Source organism: Streptomyces sp. NPDC093089 (genome assembly GCF_044754405.1).
GTDB lineage: Bacteria > Actinomycetota > Actinomycetes > Streptomycetales > Streptomycetaceae > Streptomyces.
In genome coordinates this window covers 1-18,254 of sequence record NZ_JBIVPA010000027.1, presented here as the reverse complement: position 1 = coordinate 18,254, position 18,254 = coordinate 1, and the positions used below count along the sequence as shown (strand labels likewise).

Below are 18,254 nucleotides of genomic sequence, written 5' to 3'. Positions count from 1 at the left end.
GGGTGGGGGGCCGGGCTGTCGGGCGGGGGCCGGGCTGTCGGGCGGGGCCGGTGGCCCTGAGGACGGGCGGGTGCCGGTGGTCCTGAGGGCGGGAAGGTGCCGGTGGCCTGAGGACGGGCGGGTGCCGGCGGGTGCTGGTGGGGCTGGGCGCGTGCGCTGGTCAGAGGCCGGCGATGTTGCCCGGTGTCCTGCGGGGGGCGCGGCGGGGCGGGACCCTGCCGCTGAGCAGGATGAGGCGGGCCGCGCGGTGGCGCTGGCCCGTGTACGGCTCCAGGAGGGCGAGCATCGCCGCGTCGTCGGCGTCGCGGTCGCCCGCGAGCGCCCAGCCGACGATGCCGGGAAGGTGGAGGTCGCCGGTGGTGACCTCGTCGGCGGCGCCGTTGCTGCGCTGGACCGTCTCGGCGCTCGTCCACGGGCCGATCCCCGGAACCAGTTCCAGGCGCGCGCGTGCCGCCGGCCCGTCCATCTGCGCGGCTTCCTCCAGGCGGGACGCCACCCTGGCCGCGCGCACGATCGTGGCCGCGCGCTTCCCGTCGACGTTCGCCCTGTGCCACTCCCACGACGGGATCTGCGTCCACGTCCAGGCGTCCGGCATCACGTACATGCCCTCGGGCGCCGGGCCGGGCGCCGGCTCTCCGTACTTCCGCACGAGGGTGCGCCACGACCCGTACGCCTCGTGCGTCGTGACCTTCTGCTCCAGCACCGACGGGATCAGCGACTCCATGACCAGGCCCGTACGCGTGAGGCGCAGGCCCGCGCGGCGGCGGTGCGTCGCCAGGAGCAGCTTGTGCCGGGGGACGAACGCGGTCGGGTCGTCGTCGGCCCCGAGCAGGGCCGGAAGCGCGCGCCGGAGCCAGGCCGCGCCCGGGCCCCACGCCTCCGCCTCGACCTCGCCCCCCTCGATCCGGACGCGCAGGGTGCCGGGGCCTTCGGGGGTACGGCTCGCCCGCCAGACGGAGCCGTCGGGGGTCGTACGGAAGGTGGGGTCGGCGGGGCCGCGGCGGAGGGGGCCGAGGGTGAGGCCCAGGTCCAGGGCCGGGGCCGGTTCTTGGGCCAGGTCCGGGTCGTGGCTCTGTCCCGGGTCCGGCGAGCCCGGTACGGGGACGTGGCCGCCACGGACCGTGGTGCGGGTGGGGCGGGGTGCGAAGCGGCCGGCCATGGTTCGAGGGTAGCGGGACGTTGTGCGGGGGCGGGTGGGTGAGCGGGGGCCGGGCGGGGGGGGGCGGGCCTCCGGGTGGGCGAGCGGGGGTGGGCGGCGCCCTGGGGGTTGTGCCCACCCGTTCCGCCCCTGGCGGACGCATGCCCACAACCGGGGTGGCCACGGGCGGGGCGGGGGCACGGAGGCGGCCGCGACCGGGGCGGCCGCGGGCGAGGTGGTGGGCACGACCGGCAGGGGCCGCGACCCAGGGAGGGTCGCGGCCGGGGTGGGGCACTACGGGTGGGCGGGGGTCAGCGGCCTTGGTATTTGGCGGAGGTGGTGCGGGCGGTGGGGAGTTTGTTGTAGAGGCGGCCGCCGGGGCATTCGGTGGCGAAGCCGTCGCGGTGGCCGGCGATGGCGTTGAAGCGGACGGTGGTGCCCTTGCGGTAGCGGTTGCCGCCGCCGGAGACGAGGTAGGCGGCGCCCTTGGGGTTCACGCCGTGGAGGCCGAGCTTCCAGGCGGTGAGGCGGGCGACGGCGGTGACGACGGCGGCCGGGGGCGCGCTCTGGCTGTAGGTGCCGAGGACGGCGATGCCCATGCTGTTGGTGTTGAAGCCGAGGGTGTGGGCGCCGAGGACGGGCTTGGCGACGCCGCCGGCCCGGCCCTCGTAGATGTTGCCGCACTTGTCGACGGCGAAGTTGTAGCCGAAGTCCCGCCAGCCGCTGCTCTTCACGTGGTAGCGGTAGATGCTGCGCAGGACGGAGGGGGCCTGGCCGCAGGTGTAGTTGTTGCCGGTGGCGCTGTGGTGGACGAAGGCCGCCTTGATCGTCTTGGTGTAGACGAAGCCCTTCTCGCGGAGGCTCTCGTCGGCTCCCCACCCCTTCCGCGTGATGATCTTCGGGCGGGGGCCGATGTACGGCTTCGCCGCGGCGAACGCGACGGGAGCGGCCTGCCCCGCGGTCCTGGCCGGCGCCTGCCGGAACGTGAGCTCCGTCGCTTCCTTCGACAGGGCCGGGATCCAGCTCGCCCCGTACGCCGCCAGCTGGGAGTCGACCCCGCCGGCCGCCGCTTCCGCCGCGCTCAGCCCCGCGGGGACGTCCGCGGCCGCCGGGTCGGCGACCGTACGGCCGCGGCGGGGCTCCTGCGGCTCGGCCGCCGGGTCCTCCCCCGGGTCGACGAGTTCCAGGCGGAGGCCGGCGGGGAGCGGCTCCTCCCCTCGTACGCGGATCTCGACGCCGTCCGAGTCGCCCACCCACAGGGGCGCGGTGGAGCCCCGGAGCACCCGGGTGGTGCCTTCCGCCGTGTCCGGGTCGGCTCCGTGTTCCTCGTTGTGGGTCTCGACGTCCTGCCACGGCGACCAGGCGTCGCCGCCGGTGGCCCGGGTGCGGACCTGCACGGTCCCGTGCAGCGGGGCCACCGGGTCGTCCCAGACGACGCCGACGAGCGAGAAGGGCCTGACGTCGCGTCGGGTGAGCCCCTGTTCGCCCGCGCCCGCCGTCTCCCCGCCCAGCGCCCGGCTGGCACCGGTCAGGGGCACGAGCGGCAGGGACCGGGTGGAGCCCGGCAGGTCGGGCGCGGGCGGCAGCGCCGAGCCCGCCGGGTCGGCCGGACCCGCAGGGGGCAGCCCTGGGGCCGCCGGGTCCGCCGGAGGCAGCGCCGGGTCCGCCAGGTCCGCCGAAGGCGGCTCTGCGGCGGTCGTCGGCGGCAGTTCCGGGGGCGTCGACGGCAGCGCGGGGTTCGCCGGTGGTGTCGCGGGTGGTGTCGACGGCAGCGCGGGGACCGCCTGTGGCAGCCCGAGCGCCGAGGGCACCGCGGCCGCCGCGGGAGCGGCGAGGGAGGCCGGCAGGGCGAGCACCGCCGCGCAGGTGACGGCGATCGAGGAGGCGAGTGAGGCACGCATGGGCCGATCGTGCGTATCCCGGGACCGTTCCGCGCGTCGGGAATCCGCCCGGAAATTGACGGACCGTCGGGCCGACCGGTGGACGGCGTCACCGGTACGGCGGACCCCGTACCCCCGCCCGCGTACGCTGTCCGGCGTGAACGCCAGCGACCGCACCCCCGCCGACCTGCTGCGATCCGCGCTCGCCGCGGACCCGGCCCGCCCTTTGATCACTTTCTACGACGACGCCACCGGTGAGCGCGTGGAATTGTCCGTCGCCACCTTCGCCAATTGGGTGGCCAAGACGGCGAACCTGCTCCAGGGCGAACTGTCCGCCGCGCCGGGCGACCGGCTCGCGCTGCTGCTGCCCGCGCACTGGCAGACGGCCGTCTGGCTGCTGGCCTGCGCCTCCGTCGGGGTGACCGCGGAGGTCGGCGGCGACCCCGCAGACGCCGACCTGGTGGTCGCGGGCCCGGACACCCTGGAGGCGGGTCTCGCCTGCTCCGGGGAGCGGATCGCGCTCTCGCTCGCCCCGCTCGGACGCCGCTTCCCCGCCGCGCCCGCCGGGTACGCGGACTACGCGGTCGAGGTGCCGAGCCAGGGCGACCGTTTCGCCCCGTTCGCACCGGTCGACGCGGACGCTCCGGCGCTCGTCGTCGACGGTACGGAACACAGCGGCGCGCAGCTCGTCGAGCAGGCCCGCGCCGACGCGGCGGCCCTCGGCCTCGCCCCCGGCTCCCGGCTCCTCTCCGGCCTCGGCTACGACGGCTGGCAGGGCCTCTCCTCCGGCCTGTACGCCCCCCTCGCGGCCGGCGGTTCCGTGGTGCTGTGCCGGAACCTGGACCAGCTGGGCGCCGAGGGCCTGGAGAAGCGGGTGGAGAGCGAGCGGGTGACCCACACGGCCCGCTGAGCCGCGGCGGCCACCGCGCCGACCGCCCTCGGGAACGCCGCTTCACCCGCTCGGCCCAGCACCGCGCCGAGTCCCCGGGTCCGTGCGCCGAGTCCGGTACATGATCGGCCGGAGGGACTCGACTCCCTTCCGCACAACCATGCGTCGGGCTCGGCCGTCTCCTTCGACGACCGGTGGCCGCCCGTCGCGCCGCCGACGCCATGAAGGACGGACCCAGACGTGACGGACCGTGCAGGCACGCCCGCCGAACCGGACCCGGCGGCAGCGGAGGACGCGACGGCGTCCGGTGACACCGGGACGCCCGGCGCGCCGGCGGGTCCGGCGGTGCCGGGGGCACCGGACGCGCCGGCAGGGCAGGCGGGTCCGGGGGCGCCGGAGGGAGAAGCCGGGACACCTGAAGGACCCGGGGCGCCGGAGGGACCCGGGGCACCTGAGGGACCCGGCGGGCCAGGAGTGCCGGGGTCCCCGGAAGGACCTGCCCCCAGTGCGCCCGAAGGGCCCGGGGCCCCGAAGGGACCCGGTGCGCCTGATGGACCCGGAACCCCGGACGGGCCCGGGACCCCGGCGCCGGCACCGCGCAAGCGGCACTGGTTGCGGTGGACGGCGCTCGGTGTGTCGGTGGTGGTGTTGGGGGCGGCCGGGGTCGGGTGGTGGTTCTACCGGAAGCTGGACGGCAACATCACGACGGACACGACGGCCGCCGACGAGCTCCGGAGGTACGAGAAGGAGCGGCCGTCGGCGGGGACGTCGAGCGCCCGGAACATCCTGCTCATCGGCTCGGACACGCGGGCCGGCGAGGGGAACGGGAAGTACGGCCGGGACAAGGGCACACAGCGCTCGGACACGACGATCCTGCTGCACCTGTCGGCGGGGAACACGAGCGCGACCGCCGTCTCCCTGCCCCGCGACCTGATGGTGACGATCCCGAGCTGCCGCAAGCCCGACGGGACCCGCACCCGCGAGCAGTTCGCGCAGTTCAACTGGGCCTTCGAGTTCGGCGGCACGGCGTGCACGATCCGTACGGTCGAGAAGCTGACCGGGATCCGGGTGGACCACCACATGGTGATCGACTTCCGGGGCTTCAAGAAGATGGTGGACGCTGTGGACGGCGTGGAGATCTGCCTCAAGGAGCCGGTGAACGACGCCGACGCCCATCTGAAGCTGCCCGCGGGGCGCCAGACGCTCCACGGCGAGCAGGCGCTGGGCTTCGTACGGGCGCGGAAGTCGATCGGCAACGGCAGCGACACCGAACGCATGGACCGCCAGCAGCAGTTCCTCGGCGCGCTCGTCAACAAGGTGCAGAGCGACGGGGTGCTGCTCAACCCGACCAAGCTCTACCCGGTCCTGGACGCGGCGACCAAGGCGATCACCACGGACCCGGGGCTCGACTCGCTGCGGGACCTGTACGACCTGGCGCGGACGATGCGGTCCGTGCCGACGGAGAGGGTGCAGTTCCTCACGGTGCCGCGGCGCTCGTACGCGTACGACGCGAACCGGGACGAACTGGTGCAACCGGCGGCGAGTCAACTCTTCAAGCAGCTACGGGAGGACAGGCCCGTCGTGGTGGAGGCGAGCACCGGGGACGACGGCCGGAAGCCCGCCGCGGACGGGAAGCCCGACGACGCGGACACCCAGGCGCCGTCGCCCGCCCCCACCTTCACCGGGCGGAACGCGGCGGAAGTCGTGTGCTCCTGACAAGGGGCCGACGGGGGCGGCGAGTAAAGGGCGACTCAAGGGGAGGGCGGGGAGCGATGAGGTTTGAGCAAATTGTCCAGTTGTAAGCAGCGTGGAATTTGTCACGCACGTCGCCCCACGCTGAACTGGGCGGATAGTGTGACGCGATCCGGTGCACCCCGACCGCGTGGTCGCACTCACCAAGGATCGAACAACCGAGAGAGCGGCGCCCTGTGGGGGAGGCGCCTCGCGTGGCACCGACGGAGGATTCGAGTAACCGTGGACGCGCACAGCCGTGGACGGGCGGACGAGATCGACCCCGCCGACCAGTGGGTACTCAACCCGCAGACGGGCAACTACGAACTGCGACTGGACCGCTCCGCTGAGCAGCCGCCGACGCCGACCCGCACCCGCAGACCCGCCCCCTCCACCCCGTCGCCCGCGCCGACCGAGGCACCCGTCCCCGGCCAGCGCCGCCGCCGCGCCCCCGAGCCGGCCGACGCCGGCCGGATCCCGCCCCAGGGCCGACGCAAGCGCAAGCAGGGCGCGTCCCGCAAGAAGAAGGTCCTCCTGTGGACCGGCGGCACGATGGCGTTCGTCCTGGTGGGCGGCGCGGCCGGCGCGTACGCCCTCTACAAGAAGCTCGACGGCAACCTCGACGTCGTCGAGGTCGTCGGCCAGAACACCAGCAAGGGCTTCGCCAAGGGCAAGGCCTTCAACATCCTGATCATCGGCACCGACAAGCGGACCGGCGAGGGCAACGCGGGCTACGGCGACAAGAACAGTCCCGGCCACGCCGACACCACGATCCTCTTCCACGTCTCCAAGGACCGGACGAACGCCACGGCGCTCTCCATCCCGCGCGACATGAAGACGGACATCCCCGAGTGCCAGACGCTCCAGCCCGACAAGACCATCAAGACGATCCCCGCCGAGAAGGACGTCCGCTTCAACGTCAGCCTCGGCCAGAGCGGCCGTGACGCCGGCTGCGTCATGCGCACGGTCAAGGAGCTGACCGGCGTCGAGGTGGACCACTTCATGATGGCCGACTTCAACGCCGTCAAGGAGATGACGACGGCCGTCGGCGGCGTGAAGGTCTGCGTCGAGAAGGCCGTCAACGACCCGAAGTCCCATCTGAAGCTGCCGGCCGGCGAGTCCGTCATCAAGGGCGAGCAGGCCCTCGCCTTCGTCCGCACCCGGCACAGCTTCGGCAACGAGAGCGACCTGGACCGCATCAAGGTCCAGCAGCAGTTCCTCAGCTCGATGATCCGCCAGATGAAGTCGGACGACACGCTGACGGACCCGGGCAAGCTGCTCGACCTCGCCAACGCGGCGACGAGCGCGCTCACCGTCGACTCCGGCATAGGTTCACTCACCAAGCTCCAGGACCTGGCCGGCGAACTGTCCTCGATCGACACCAAGAACATCGCGTTCACGACCCTGCCGGTCATCGACAACCCCGCCGAGAAGGTCAGGGCGACGGTCGTCCCCGACCCGGTCAAGGCGCCGCAGCTGTTCGCGATGCTCCGGTCCGACACCTCGCTCACCGAGGTGAAGAAGCAGCAGCAGGAAGCCAAGAACGCCCAGACGCAGGCGCAGGCGGCGCTCCTCAAGGGCGCGCGGTCCACCGCCGCCGAGGTGCGCGTCGACGTCTTCAACGGCAGCGGCATCCAGGGCGCGGCCCAGGCGACCATCAACTGGCTGCAGAACGACCAGGGCGTGAACCGCTCCACCAACAGGAGCAACGCCCCCGAGAAGGCGGCGAAGACCACGCTCACCTATGCACCGAACCAGGCAGACCAGGCCCGCAAGCTCGCGGACCTGATGGGTCTGCCCGCCTCGGCTCTCAAGCCGGGCACACAGGACGCCGGGGTACGCGAGCCCATGACGCTCGTCCTCGGCGCCGACTTCAAGGGCGCGGGGGTGCCCGTCACCGGACCGGCAAAGGCGCCGAAGGATCTGGAGAAGGTAGCAGCTGACACGCAGGTGTGCGCCAAGTGATCCGGAGACAACGGGGCTTGACGCACTCCTGACTGACGAGGGGACCTGGGGTGGGACAGAACAGCGTGCGTGGGGAGGGAACGCGGAAACGCGTTCCGCGCGCCCGTGAACTGGGCTGGGACGACGACCTGTACGGCGCCGGAGAGGCGACCGGCGCGGGGCGCGAGGCTTCCGGGGACGAGGCCGTGGAGGCCGACGCGCCCGCGTCGACCCGCGCCTCGCGCCGGCGCGGCGGCGGGAACGGCGGTGGCACGGACCCGGGGGGGCGCGCCACCGCGCGGCGGCGCGCCAAGAAGACCGGCAAGCGCAAGGTGCTGCGCTGGGTGGCGATCACCCTCTCGGTGCTGATACTCGGCACGGCCGGCGCCGGATTCCTGTACTACAAGCACCTGAACGACAACATCCGCGGCGGCAGCCGCGCGGGCGGCGACAGCGGCGTCAAGAAGGCCGCGCCCAACGCGCTGGGCGACACCCCGCTGAACATCCTGCTCATCGGCTCCGACAACCGTGCGGACCCGAAGAACGTGGCCCTGGGCGGCGGAAAGAACCTCCGGAACAGCAAGCCGCTGGCCGACGTGCAGATGCTGCTGCACGTCTCGGCGGACCGGAAGAACGCCTCCGTCATCTCCATCCCGCGTGACACCGTCGTCCCCATCCCCAAGTGCACGGGCGACGACGGCCAGTCGTACGCGGCCACCACGGAGAGCCCGATCAACGAGACGCTGGGGCGCGGCGGTCCCGGCTGCACCCTCACCACCTGGGAGCGCCTCTCCGGGGTCTACATCGACCACTGGATCATGGTCGAGTTCTGGGGTGTCGTGGCGATGGCCGACGAGATCGGCGGTGTCCCCGTCTGCGTGGACAGCGGTGTCAGCGACCACCCGACGAAGCTGCAGCCCGGAGGTTCCGGCCTGAAGCTGCCCGAGGGCACGCACGAGGTCAAGGGCGAGCAGGCGCTCCAGTGGCTGCGCACCCGGCACGCGTTCGGCAGCGACCAGAACCGCGCCAAGGCCCAGCACATGTACATGAACGGCATGGTCGAGAAGCTCCAGAAGCAGAACGCCTGGACCGACACCGGCCGCCTGACGGGCCTGGCGGAGACCGCCACCAGGGCGCTCCAGGTCTCCGACGAGATCCGTTCGGTGAAGGGGCTCTTCGACCTGTCGATGCAGCTCAAGAACGTGAAGCTGGACCGCCTCACCACGGCGAACATCCCGACCGCCCAGTGGTCGAAGGACAAGAACAAGAACGTCCTGGTCGAGAGTTCGGCCGAGAAGATGTTCGCGATGCTCCGCGACGACGTCGCCTTCGACAAGAACGGCAACCCGGCCGACGCGAAGCCGAAGCCGACCGCCTCCGCCAAGCCGAAGGCCACCGCCGAGGCGCCCGGTTCGCTCGGCGTGACGGTCCTCAACGGCACCGGCAGCGACGCCGAGCCCGCCGCCGAGGGCCGCGCCCGCACGATCGTCGAGCTCCTCCAGGGCAAGGGCTTCAGCCAGGCCGAGTCCTCCCAGGACGCCGCGAGCCGTAAGGACACCGTGGTCACCTACCCCAAGGCGGACGGCGACCAGGGCAAGGCGAACGCCCTGTCCGTGGCCAAGGCCCTCGGGCTGCCCGACTCGGCCGTACGGGCCGACGCGAAGGCCGAGGGCCTCACGCTCGTCGTCGGCGCCGACTGGCGCGAGGGCACGGTCTACAAGAAGCCGGCCGCCGAGGCCGGTGACATCCCGGACGGTGCGGAGGTCCTCCGCGGCAACGACAAGGGCTGCATGCACATCTTCGATCCGTACAAGTGGGACGGGAAGAGCTGACCCGCCCCCCGCCGCGTACGAACGAAGGCCGGACCCCCTCGGAGGGGGCCCGGCCTTCGCCGTATCGCGTACGGGACCGTCAGACGCGCTCCGCCTTCACCGCCGGGCGGCGGCTCGCGATGACCTTCTTCGCGAGGGAGCGGGGGCTGGTGAGGAAGCCGTAGCCCCAGGACATGTGCATGGTGGCGAGGGCCACCGGGATCTGCAGACGGGCCTTCAGGGGCAGGCCCTTGCCCGCCGGGAGGGAGCCGGCCGTGATCGCCGCGAGGTAGCCCGCGGGGATGACGAAGCCCAGCGGGGTGAGGACGGCGCCCACGACGAGGCCGGCGGCGATGGCGCAGACGGCGGTCGGCGGGGCGAGGTAGCGGAGGTTGATGGAGCCCTGGTGGTAGCGGGCCACCACGTGCCGCCAGCGGCCGTAGTCCTTGTACTGCTTGGCGAGGGCCTTCACGGAGGGCCGCGGGCGGTACTGGACGCGGAGTTCCGGCGAGAACCAGATGAGGCCGCCGGCCTCGCGGATGCGGAAGTTCAGCTCCCAGTCCTGGGCGCGGATGAACTCGACGTTGTAGCCGCCCTGCTGTTCCAGCGCCTCGCGCCGGAAGACGCCCAGGTACACGGTCTCGGCGGGGCCCGCCTCGCCGCCCGTGTGGAAGGCGGCGTTGCCGACGCCGATCTTCGAGGTCATCGCGGCGGCGACCGCGTCCTCCCAGGCGTTCTCGCCCTCGGCGTGCATCACCCCGCCGACGTTCTGCGCGCCGGTCTCCTCCAGGAGCCGGACGGCGGTGGCGATGTAGTTCGGGGAGAGCATGCCGTGGCCGTCGACACGCACCACGATCGGGTGGTGGGAGGCCTGGATCGCCGCGTTGAGGGCTGCGGGGGTACGGCCGGTGGGGTTCGGCACCGTGTGGACGCGGCGCTTGTCCGAGGCGGTTTCGCGGACGAGCTCGGCGGCGATCTCGTCCGTGCGGTCCGTGGACGGGCCGAGGGCGATCACCACCTCCATCTCGCCGTCGTACTCCTGCTCCAGGATGTGACGAACCGAGGTGCGCAGGTACCGCTCCTCGTTGAGGACCGGCATGATCACGGAGACGGGGGGCGTGGCGTTCATTGCCCGCCACGTTACCGCGAATGGGGGACAGCGGTGCGCGCCGAGCGGGTGGCGGCCCCTGGCGGTGATCGTATGGGCCTACGGTGCTCACGGTTCCCCTTGTCACACCCGCGGAGGTGTCCGTCCGTGCCCACACCGCCCCGCAGGCCCCGTCCCCGGTCCGCCGCCCGTCCCGTACCGGTCCGCCGGCGGCGGAGGCGCCCCCGGTGGGGGATGCGGATGGCGACGGCGCTGTCCGTGGCGGTCCTCGCCGCGGGCGGCATCGGGCACGCCGTGGTGACCGGCCTGGACACCGGGATCACCCGGGTCGACCCCTTCAAGGACATGAAGAACCGTCCGCAGGCCGGGCACGGGATGAACGTCCTGGTCGTCGGCACCGACGGCCGCGACCGGATCACCCCCGAGGAGAAGGCGAAGTACCGGCTCGGCGGCGCGCCCTGCCACTGCACCGACACGGTGATGCTCGTCCACATCTCCGAGGACCGGGAACGGGCCAGCGTGGTGAGCCTCCCCCGCGACTCGTACGCCGAGATGCCCGAGCACACCGACCTGAACAGCGGCAAGAAGCACCGCGCCCACCCGGTGAAGCTGAACGCGGCCTACGCGGAGGGCGGGCCCGGGCTCACCGTGCGGACCGTCGAGTCGATGACCGGCGTCAAGATCGACCACTACCTGGAGGTCGACTTCACCAGCTTCATGAAGACCGTCGACGCCGTCGGCGGCGTCCAGATCTGCACGACCAGGGCGGTCAAGGACGCGTACACCGGGCTCGACCTGGCGGCCGGCACCCATGAGCTCGACGGCGGGCAGGCCCTCCAGTACGTCCGCTCCCGCCACATCGACGGTGCCGCCGACATCGGGCGCATGCAGCGCCAGCAGCGCTTCCTCGCGGCGCTCATCGAGCGGACGACCAGCGGCGGGGTGCTGCTCAACCCGGTGCGCTTCCGCGAGGTCGCCACGACGATGCTGAGCTCCGTACGGGCCGACGAGGACTTCGGTACGGACCAGCTGCTCGCCCTCGCCAAGGCGATGCGCGCCTTCACCCCCGCCTCGTCCGAGTTCGTGTCCGTGCCGATCGGAGACATGAGCTTCCCCGTGAAGGGCATCGGGTCGACGGTGAAGTGGGACGCGGTCAAGGCCCAGAAGCTGTTCCAGGCGCTCCGCGACGACCGGCCGCTCGCCGCGCAGAAGGCGGCGACCTCGTCGAAGGCCCCGAAGGCGGCCGTCGTGGACGTGGCGCCGCGCACCATCCGCGTCCAGGTCTACAACGGGACCCGCACGGACGGGCTCGGCCGCAAGGTCGACGACGCGCTGCGCGCGACCGGCTTCGACACCACCCGCACCCCGATGACGGGGGCCGGCCGGGAGTACCCGCGCACGGTCGTCGAGTACGACCCCCGCTGGGACCGGTCGGCGAAGTCCCTCGCGGCGGCGCTGCCGGGGGCGGAGCTGCGGGCGGTGGCGGGGCGGGGCGGGACGCTGCGGGTGACGGTGGGCGGGAACTACCGCGGGGTCGCGGCGGTGCGGGCGGAGGACGCGGGGCGGGGTGGGCCGTTCGAGGCGGTCACGGGGGACCAGGTGGTGTGTCCGTAGCCGGCGCGGGGTCCCCGGCGGGGGCTTGGCGCGCATCCGTCGCCGTTGCGGGGCGGCTTGGCGCGAATCCGTAGGCGGTACGGGTGCGGGTGCGGGCCGGCGCCTGGCGCGGCGGGGCGCCGTTTCGTTGTGCCCACCCGTTCCGCCCTGCAGTGGGATTGCCCACAACGAAAGGGCGCGCTAGTCCTCGTAGCCTTCGGCGGCTCGGCGTTCGCGGAGGGCTTTGATGGCCTGGCGGCGGGCGAGGCGGTGGGTGCGGCGGATCTGGGCTTCCTGGTTGCGCCGCTTGTCCTGCTCGGTCTCGGGGACGACCTGGGGGACGCGGCGGGGCTTGCCGTCGGCGTCGACGGCGGCGAAGACGAGGTAGGCGGAGCCGACCTGGGTGGCGGGGGTGGACTCGTTCCAGCGCTCGGCCATGACGCGGACGCCGACCTCCATGGAGGAGCGGCCGGTCCAGTTGACCTGGGCCTTGACGTGGAGGAGGTCGCCGACGCGGACGGGTTCGAGGAAGGCCATCTCGTCCATGGAGGCGGTGACGGCGGGGCCGCCGGAGTGCCGGCCCGCGACGGCGCCGGCGGCGTCGTCGACCAGCTTCATGATCACGCCGCCGTGCACCGTACCGAGGAGGTTGGTGTCGTGGCTCGTCATGATGTGGCTGAGGGTGGTGCGGGAGGCGGAGGTCGGCTTGCCCGGGAGGTCGTCCGGGATATCGCCCTGTTCTGTCATGCCCTCCACCATATGCCGGGTCCTGCGGCGGGTAGTCGTTCGGTCCGCTTTGCATCAGCTTGGCAACAGCACCGGTCCGATCTTCTACCCGGGCTGTCGCCCGGAAAGGCCTGCCCGGCACACTGGTCCGTATGAATGACTGGCCTGAAGACGGCGGGTACGGCCGCGGAAACGCGAACTCCCAGCCCGAGGGACCCCGCCGGATGAGCCATGTGCAGCGCCCGCAGGCTCCGCAGCAGCCCCGCTACGACCAGGGGCAGGGCCGCGGACAGGGCTACGGCCAGGGCGGCCAGGGCCAGGGCTACAACCCGAACTACACGCAGGCCCGCAACGAGGGCTACGACTCCGGCTACAACACCGGCCAGGTCTACGGCGGCTCCCCGCAGGGCGGCGCCCAGGGCGGCGGCAACGGCGCCCCGCCGTACGCGCCCCAGGGGCCCGGGCGTCCCGCGCCGGACTGGCGCAAGCGCGCCAAGGTGGGCTCGATCGTGCTGGTCGTCGGCGTCCTCGCCTGGGGCATCGGCACGTACGCGTGGGCCAGCTCACAGATGCGGAACGAGGTCGATCTCGCCAAGGTCATCGAGCGGCCCGAGGAGGGCGACTGCACGACGTACCTGATCGTCGGCTCCGACAGCCGCGAGGGCATGTCCGCCGAGGAGAAGAAGAAGCTGCACACCGGCTCGGCCGAGGGCAAGCGGACCGACTCCATGATGATCCTCGCGGCCTGCTCCAGCGGGAACACGATGATCTCGCTGCCCCGTGACTCCTGGGTGACGATTCCGAGCTTCGTCGGCTCCGAGTCGGGCAAGTCGTACCCGGCGCGCGGCGGCTCGAAGCTGAACGCGGCCTACGCGATGGACGGCCCCGAGCTGCTCGTGCGGACCGTCGAGTTCAACACCGGGCTGCGCATCGACCACTACGCGGAGATCGGCTTCGCCGGCTTCGCGAACATCGTGGACGCGCTCGGCGGCGTCGAGCTGAACATCGACAAGGGCTTCAAGGACAAGAAGTCCGGCGCCGACTTCCAGGCCGGTGAGCAGACCCTCAACGGCGAGCAGGCGCTGGCGTTCGTCCGGACCCGGTACGCGTTCGCCGACTCGGACCTCCAGCGGACCAAGAACCAGCAGAAGTTCCTCTCCGCGCTGGCCAACCAGGCGGCGACGCCGGGCACGATCCTCAACCCGTTCGCGCTGTACCCGACGCTCGGCGCCGGCCTGGACACGCTGATCGTGGACAAGGACATGTCGCTGTACGACCTCGGGAAGATGTTCTTCGCGATGAAGGGCGTCAGCAGCGGCGACGGCAAGTCCATGAACATGCCGCTCGCGGGCTCCGCGCCGCAGAACTCCCTCAAGTGGGACATGCCGAAGGTGAAGCAGCTCGTCGAGCAGATCAAGAACGACGAGAAGGTCACGGTGACGTCGAACCGCTGACCGGTGCTCACCGGGCACGCCGGGCACGCCGGGCACGCCGGGACGGCACCGGGACACGTCGGGACACACGCGAAGGCGCCCCTCACGAGCGATCGTGAGGGGCGCCTTCGCGTGTGCGGTGCGCGGTGGCCGGGGCTCCGGTCAGCCGACGACCCGGTACAGGGTCTGGCCGTTGGGTCCGGTCTCCACCTTGCGGACGGCGGGGTCGCCCTCCGGGAGGCCGGGCTGGTTCTTCCACTGGAGGACCCACGTCACGTCGTACTTGTGGAGCAGTTCGATCCGCTCCTCGCGGGAGGTGCCCTCGGCGAAGTACCGCTTCGCGTCGGCGACGCGCTCGTCCTCGTCCGGCAGGAAGAAGTCCGGGTAGGGGACGGTCACCGTGTAGAAGCCGAAGGCGGGCAGCTTCTGGGCCGCCTTCCAGTCGGTCATGAAGACGTCGCCGTACTTGGCGTGCTCCGCGACCCAGTGGTAGGTGCGCGGGGGCTGCCAGGTGCCCTCGGTGACCGTGGTGGACAGCGCGTCCTGGCGGAGGATGAAGCCGAGGCCGGAGCGCTGCCCCCAGAGGCCCATGGCGAGGGCCACGGCGAGGGCGGTGCCGAAGACGGCCTTGAAGAGCTTGCGGCCCGCCTCCGCGGCGGCGATCGCGGCGGCGATCTGCGCGGGGATGACGACGGCGGGCAGCACGCGGCCGTACGACCACTTGTCGAGGACGTAGCCGGCCGCGACCATCGCCAGGGCGACGAGGAACCACAGCACCAGCGGGTCGCGCCGGTCGCGGACGAAGCGCAGGGCGAGGGCGACGACGCCCACGACCATGACCAGGCCGTAGACCGGGAAGAGGTTGTTGTAGAGGACCTTGTGGATGTCCTCCAGGCCGCCGATGCCGAAGAGCGAGAAGAACGAGTAGTACGGCCAGAGGGCCAGTACCGCAAGGCCGGCGACGACCGCGCCGACCAGCTTGAGCCAGGTCTCCCTGACGGGCCACGGGCGGGCTCCGCCGAGGACGCCGATCGCGCCGAGCGTGATCACGACGCCGGAGAACTGGTGACTGAGCATCAGGACGGCCCACAGCACGCCGAGTCCCAGGTACGACTGCCAGCCGGTGGCCGAGCCGCGCCGCAGCGCGAGCCGGAGGAGGGCCAGGAAGTGCATGCCGAGGGCGAGCGTGAAGACGCTCGGGTACGCCATGATCAGGCCGAGGGAGGCGAAGCCGAGGAAGCCGCTCCAGGCGAAGCCCTTGGTGCCCCAGAGGAACAGCACGCAGAGGACCGCGAGCGGCGGTGCGACGCGCCGGTCGGTGAAGGTCCGCGTGAAGAACCAGACGCCCGTGAAGAGCAGCACGAGGCTGAGGACGGCCGCGAGGCGCAGGATGTGGAAGGTGTTGAGGTCGGTCGCCTTGGCGACCAGGCTCAGGAAGACCATCCACGGCGAGTAGTACGGGCTGTCCGTGGCGGAGTCCACCATCGGGTTGCCCGGGTGGATCAGGTCGTGGCGCAGTCGCTGGATCGTGGCGGCGTGCACGCCGAGGTCGCCGGTCCAGGGCAGGCGCACCACCATGAAGACGAACGCCGTCACGACCAGGAGGAGCGCGCCGTGCACCGCCGCGAGCACCCGGCTCTCGGAGAAGAGCCGGGCGAGCCACGGGGACCCCTCGGAGGGCGGCGGGGTGGGCCTGTCGGCCGACGCCCGGGCCACGTCTCCCGAGGAGTCCCTGCGTATGGAGGAGAGGCTCACTTACGGCCCCGGGAGCGGACCCGAAGCTTCCACGGCATGGCGATGGACTCGAGCTGGACGGCGAGGTTCATCTTGGACTCGCCGACGGTGCGGTCCTCGAAGTGGATCGGCACCTCCATGACCTGGAAGCCCTTGCGCAGCGCGGCGTACTTCATCTCGACCTGGAAGCTGTAGCCGGCGCTGCCGACGGAGCCGAGGTCGATGGCGCGCAGCGCGTCGGCGCTCCACAGGTTGAAGCCGCCCGTGATGTCGCGCACACGGGTGCCGAGGATGGTGCTGGCGTAGGCGTTGGCCCAGCGGGAGAGGAGCTTGCGGTGGGCGCCCCAGGCGTCGGAGAGGGTGCCGCCGGGGACGTACCGGCTGCCGACGACCAGACCGGCGTCGGTGGAGAGGGCGACGCCGAGCATCTCGGCGATCTTGCCCTCGGGGTGGGAGCCGTCGGCGTCCATCTGGAGGACGTAGGCGGCGCCGTCCTCGACGGCCTTGCTCATGCCGGCCGCGTAGGCGCGGCCGAGGCCGTCCTTGGCGGTGCGGTGCATGACCGACATCCGCGGGGTGCCGTCCTCGGCGTGGAACTTCTGGGCGAGCTCCTCGGCTATCTGGCCGGTGCCGTCCGGGGAGGAGTCGTCGACGATGAGCAGCCGCAGGCCGGGTATGTCGAGGTCCATGAGCAGTTCGGCCATGCGCGGCACGTTGCCGGCCTCGTTGTACGTGGGCATGACCACGGTCAGCGGGGTGCGGCCCCACGTCTCGGGGAGAGCGCCCGCACGGCCGGTCGCGACGTCATCCGCACCGGGGTTCTGGTACACACCTGTCACTGGATTGCTGCCTCACTGACGACTGAAGGTTGGAGATCCGGTGGAGCGGGCCGGGGGCCGCTCCGGGTGCCCGGGAATCCCCTCGGACCCGTCGGGTCCGAGGGACACGCGAAGACTCAGGGCCGGGTCATCGGTCCGAGGAGAAGCGGAGCGCGGCGTCGGGCAGCTCTGCCTCGCACCACACGCGCGCACCGGCACGCACCTCGTTGTCCGCGCCGACCCTGGCTCCGTCGCCGACGACCGCGCTGTCGACGACAGTGCGCTCACCGATGACCGAGCGTGCGCCGATGAGGCTGGCGCTCACCTGGGCGCCGGCCCGGACGGTCGCGCCGTCGAGCACGATGGAGCCCTGGACGACGGCGCCGGCCTCGATGCGTGCACCGGCTCCTACCACGGTACCGTCCCCGAGCTTGGCACCGGGATCCACCTCGGCCCCGGGAAGCACCAGGGCCTCGCCGCGGGGGCCGGGCACGGCCGGGGAGGAGACGACGCCGCGCACGAGGTCGGCGGAGGCCTGGACGAAGGACTCGGGCTTGCCGAGGTCCAGCCAGTACGTGTCCTCGGTCTTGCCGTGGAGCTTGGCTCCGGAGGCGAGGAGGCCGGGGAAGGTCTCGCGCTCGACGGAGACCGGGCGGCCCTCGGGGATGGCGTCGATCACGGAGCGGCGGAAGACGTAGCAGCCGGCGTTGATCTGGTCGGTGACGATCTCCTCGGGCGTCTGCGGCTTCTCCGTGAAGGCCAGCACGCGGTTCTCGGCGTCGGTGGGGACCAGGCCGAAGGCGCGGGGGTCGGCGACGCGGACGAGGTGCAGGGAGACGTCGGCCTCGGCGGCCTGGTGGGACTCGACGAGGCCGCGGATGTCGAGGCCGGTCAGGATGTCGCCGTTGAAGACGAGAACGGGCTCGTCGGGGCCGCTGGTGAGGCGGCGCGCGGCGTTGCGGATGGCTCCGCCGGTGCCGAGCGGCTCGTCCTCGATGACGTATTCCAGGTGGACGCCGAACGCGGAGCCGTCACCGAAGTACGGCTCGAAGACCTCGGCGAGGTAGCAGGTCGCCATGACGATGTGGGTCACACCCGCGTCCGCGGCCCTGGCTATCTGGTGGGCCAGGAAGGGGACCCCTGCGGCTGGAACCATCGGCTTGGGGGTGTTGACCGTGACGGGTCGCAGGCGCGTCCCCTGTCCGCCGACCAGCAGCACCGCTTCCGTCATTGTCTTCCCTAACACGATCGGGTGTACGAAGCGCTAAATCTAGCCCAACCGCGCGTCCGTGCGGACCGGAGGCGAGCACGGATGACCGCCTCCGGCAACACTTCTGTTCGCCTTCCGGCGCCCGGTGGTTACGGGAGGTTGCGGGCCATCACGATGCGCTGAACCTGGTTGGTGCCCTCGTAGATCTGGGTGATCTTGGCGTCGCGCATCATGCGCTC

General features: G+C 72.2%; 14 protein-coding genes. 6 read left to right on the top strand and 8 right to left on the bottom strand.

The genetic code is table 11. The annotated features are described in order from the left end of the window. Positions 1-160: 160 nt before the first annotated feature. Together ACIQFX_RS38490 and ACIQFX_RS38485 are read right to left on the bottom strand one after the other, a co-directional pair. Positions 161-1,159, bottom strand: a complete 999-nt coding sequence (locus ACIQFX_RS38490; protein WP_402473119.1) for a DNA-3-methyladenine glycosylase family protein — start codon at positions 1,157-1,159, stop codon at positions 161-163. A 290-nt stretch (positions 1,160-1,449) separates the two neighbouring features. Then, a complete protein-coding gene (locus ACIQFX_RS38485) occupies positions 1,450-3,039 on the bottom strand; it encodes a peptidoglycan recognition protein (RefSeq protein ID WP_402473117.1) in 1,590 nt (529 codons plus the stop codon). A 136-nt stretch (positions 3,040-3,175) separates the two neighbouring features. On the opposite strand from ACIQFX_RS38485, the gene ACIQFX_RS38480 reads away from it, so the two are divergent. The 4 genes from ACIQFX_RS38480 to ACIQFX_RS38465 all read left to right on the top strand — a co-directional run bounded on the left by ACIQFX_RS38480 (position 3,176) and on the right by ACIQFX_RS38465 (position 9,414). Beyond that, positions 3,176-3,928 carry a TIGR03089 family protein gene (locus ACIQFX_RS38480; RefSeq protein WP_402473114.1) on the top strand — a complete coding sequence of 251 codons (753 nt, stop codon included), beginning with the start codon at positions 3,176-3,178 and terminating at the stop codon, positions 3,926-3,928. 219 nt (positions 3,929-4,147) lie between these two features. After that, positions 4,148-5,623, top strand: coding sequence for an LCP family protein (locus ACIQFX_RS38475; protein WP_402473111.1), 1,476 nt, complete (start codon positions 4,148-4,150; stop codon positions 5,621-5,623). Positions 5,624-5,881: 258 nt separating this feature from the next. Next, positions 5,882-7,603: an LCP family protein gene (locus ACIQFX_RS38470; RefSeq protein ID WP_402473110.1), complete on the top strand. Its 1,722-nt coding sequence runs from the start codon at positions 5,882-5,884 to the stop codon at positions 7,601-7,603. A 50-nt stretch (positions 7,604-7,653) separates the two neighbouring features. Then, entirely contained in the window at positions 7,654-9,414 is a 1,761-nt protein-coding gene (locus ACIQFX_RS38465; RefSeq protein ID WP_402473108.1) for an LCP family protein, read from the top strand. A gap of 79 nt (positions 9,415-9,493) precedes the next feature. Here the strand turns inward: ACIQFX_RS38465 and ACIQFX_RS38460 are convergent, their stop codons facing one another. Then, the gene (locus tag ACIQFX_RS38460) at positions 9,494-10,522 is read right to left on the bottom strand and encodes a glycosyltransferase family 2 protein (protein WP_402473105.1); all 1,029 of its coding nucleotides are present in this window, start codon (positions 10,520-10,522) and stop codon (positions 9,494-9,496) included. A 213-nt stretch (positions 10,523-10,735) separates the two neighbouring features. Here ACIQFX_RS38460 and ACIQFX_RS38455 point away from each other — a divergent pair, with 213 nt between their 5' ends. Further along, positions 10,736-12,115, top strand: a complete 1,380-nt coding sequence (locus ACIQFX_RS38455; protein ID WP_402473102.1) for an LCP family protein — start codon at positions 10,736-10,738, stop codon at positions 12,113-12,115. 180 nt (positions 12,116-12,295) lie between these two features. On the opposite strand, the gene ACIQFX_RS38450 is transcribed toward ACIQFX_RS38455, so the two are convergent. After that, positions 12,296-12,841 carry an acyl-CoA thioesterase gene (locus tag ACIQFX_RS38450; RefSeq protein ID WP_402473101.1) on the bottom strand — a complete coding sequence of 182 codons (546 nt, stop codon included), beginning with the start codon at positions 12,839-12,841 and terminating at the stop codon, positions 12,296-12,298. 131 nt (positions 12,842-12,972) lie between these two features. Here ACIQFX_RS38450 and ACIQFX_RS38445 point away from each other — a divergent pair, with 131 nt between their 5' ends. Continuing rightward, a complete protein-coding gene (locus tag ACIQFX_RS38445) occupies positions 12,973-14,274 on the top strand; it encodes an LCP family protein (RefSeq protein ID WP_402473098.1) in 1,302 nt (433 codons plus the stop codon). Between the two features lie 141 nt (positions 14,275-14,415). Here the strand turns inward: ACIQFX_RS38445 and ACIQFX_RS38440 are convergent, their stop codons facing one another. The 4 genes from ACIQFX_RS38440 to ACIQFX_RS38425 form a co-directional block, all read right to left on the bottom strand. Further along, positions 14,416-15,969, bottom strand: a complete 1,554-nt coding sequence (locus ACIQFX_RS38440) for a hypothetical protein (RefSeq protein ID WP_402473097.1) — start codon at positions 15,967-15,969, stop codon at positions 14,416-14,418. A gap of 35 nt (positions 15,970-16,004) precedes the next feature. Further along, positions 16,005-16,817 carry a polyprenol monophosphomannose synthase gene (locus tag ACIQFX_RS38435; RefSeq protein ID WP_402473094.1) on the bottom strand — a complete coding sequence of 271 codons (813 nt, stop codon included), beginning with the start codon at positions 16,815-16,817 and terminating at the stop codon, positions 16,005-16,007. 136 nt (positions 16,818-16,953) lie between these two features. Then, the gene (locus tag ACIQFX_RS38430; protein ID WP_402473092.1) at positions 16,954-18,036 is read right to left on the bottom strand and encodes a sugar phosphate nucleotidyltransferase; all 1,083 of its coding nucleotides are present in this window, start codon (positions 18,034-18,036) and stop codon (positions 16,954-16,956) included. Between the two features lie 128 nt (positions 18,037-18,164). Next, positions 18,165-18,254 (bottom strand): acyl-CoA dehydrogenase family protein (locus tag ACIQFX_RS38425; protein ID WP_144385854.1); only part of this gene is annotated, 90 nt, incomplete at its 5' end.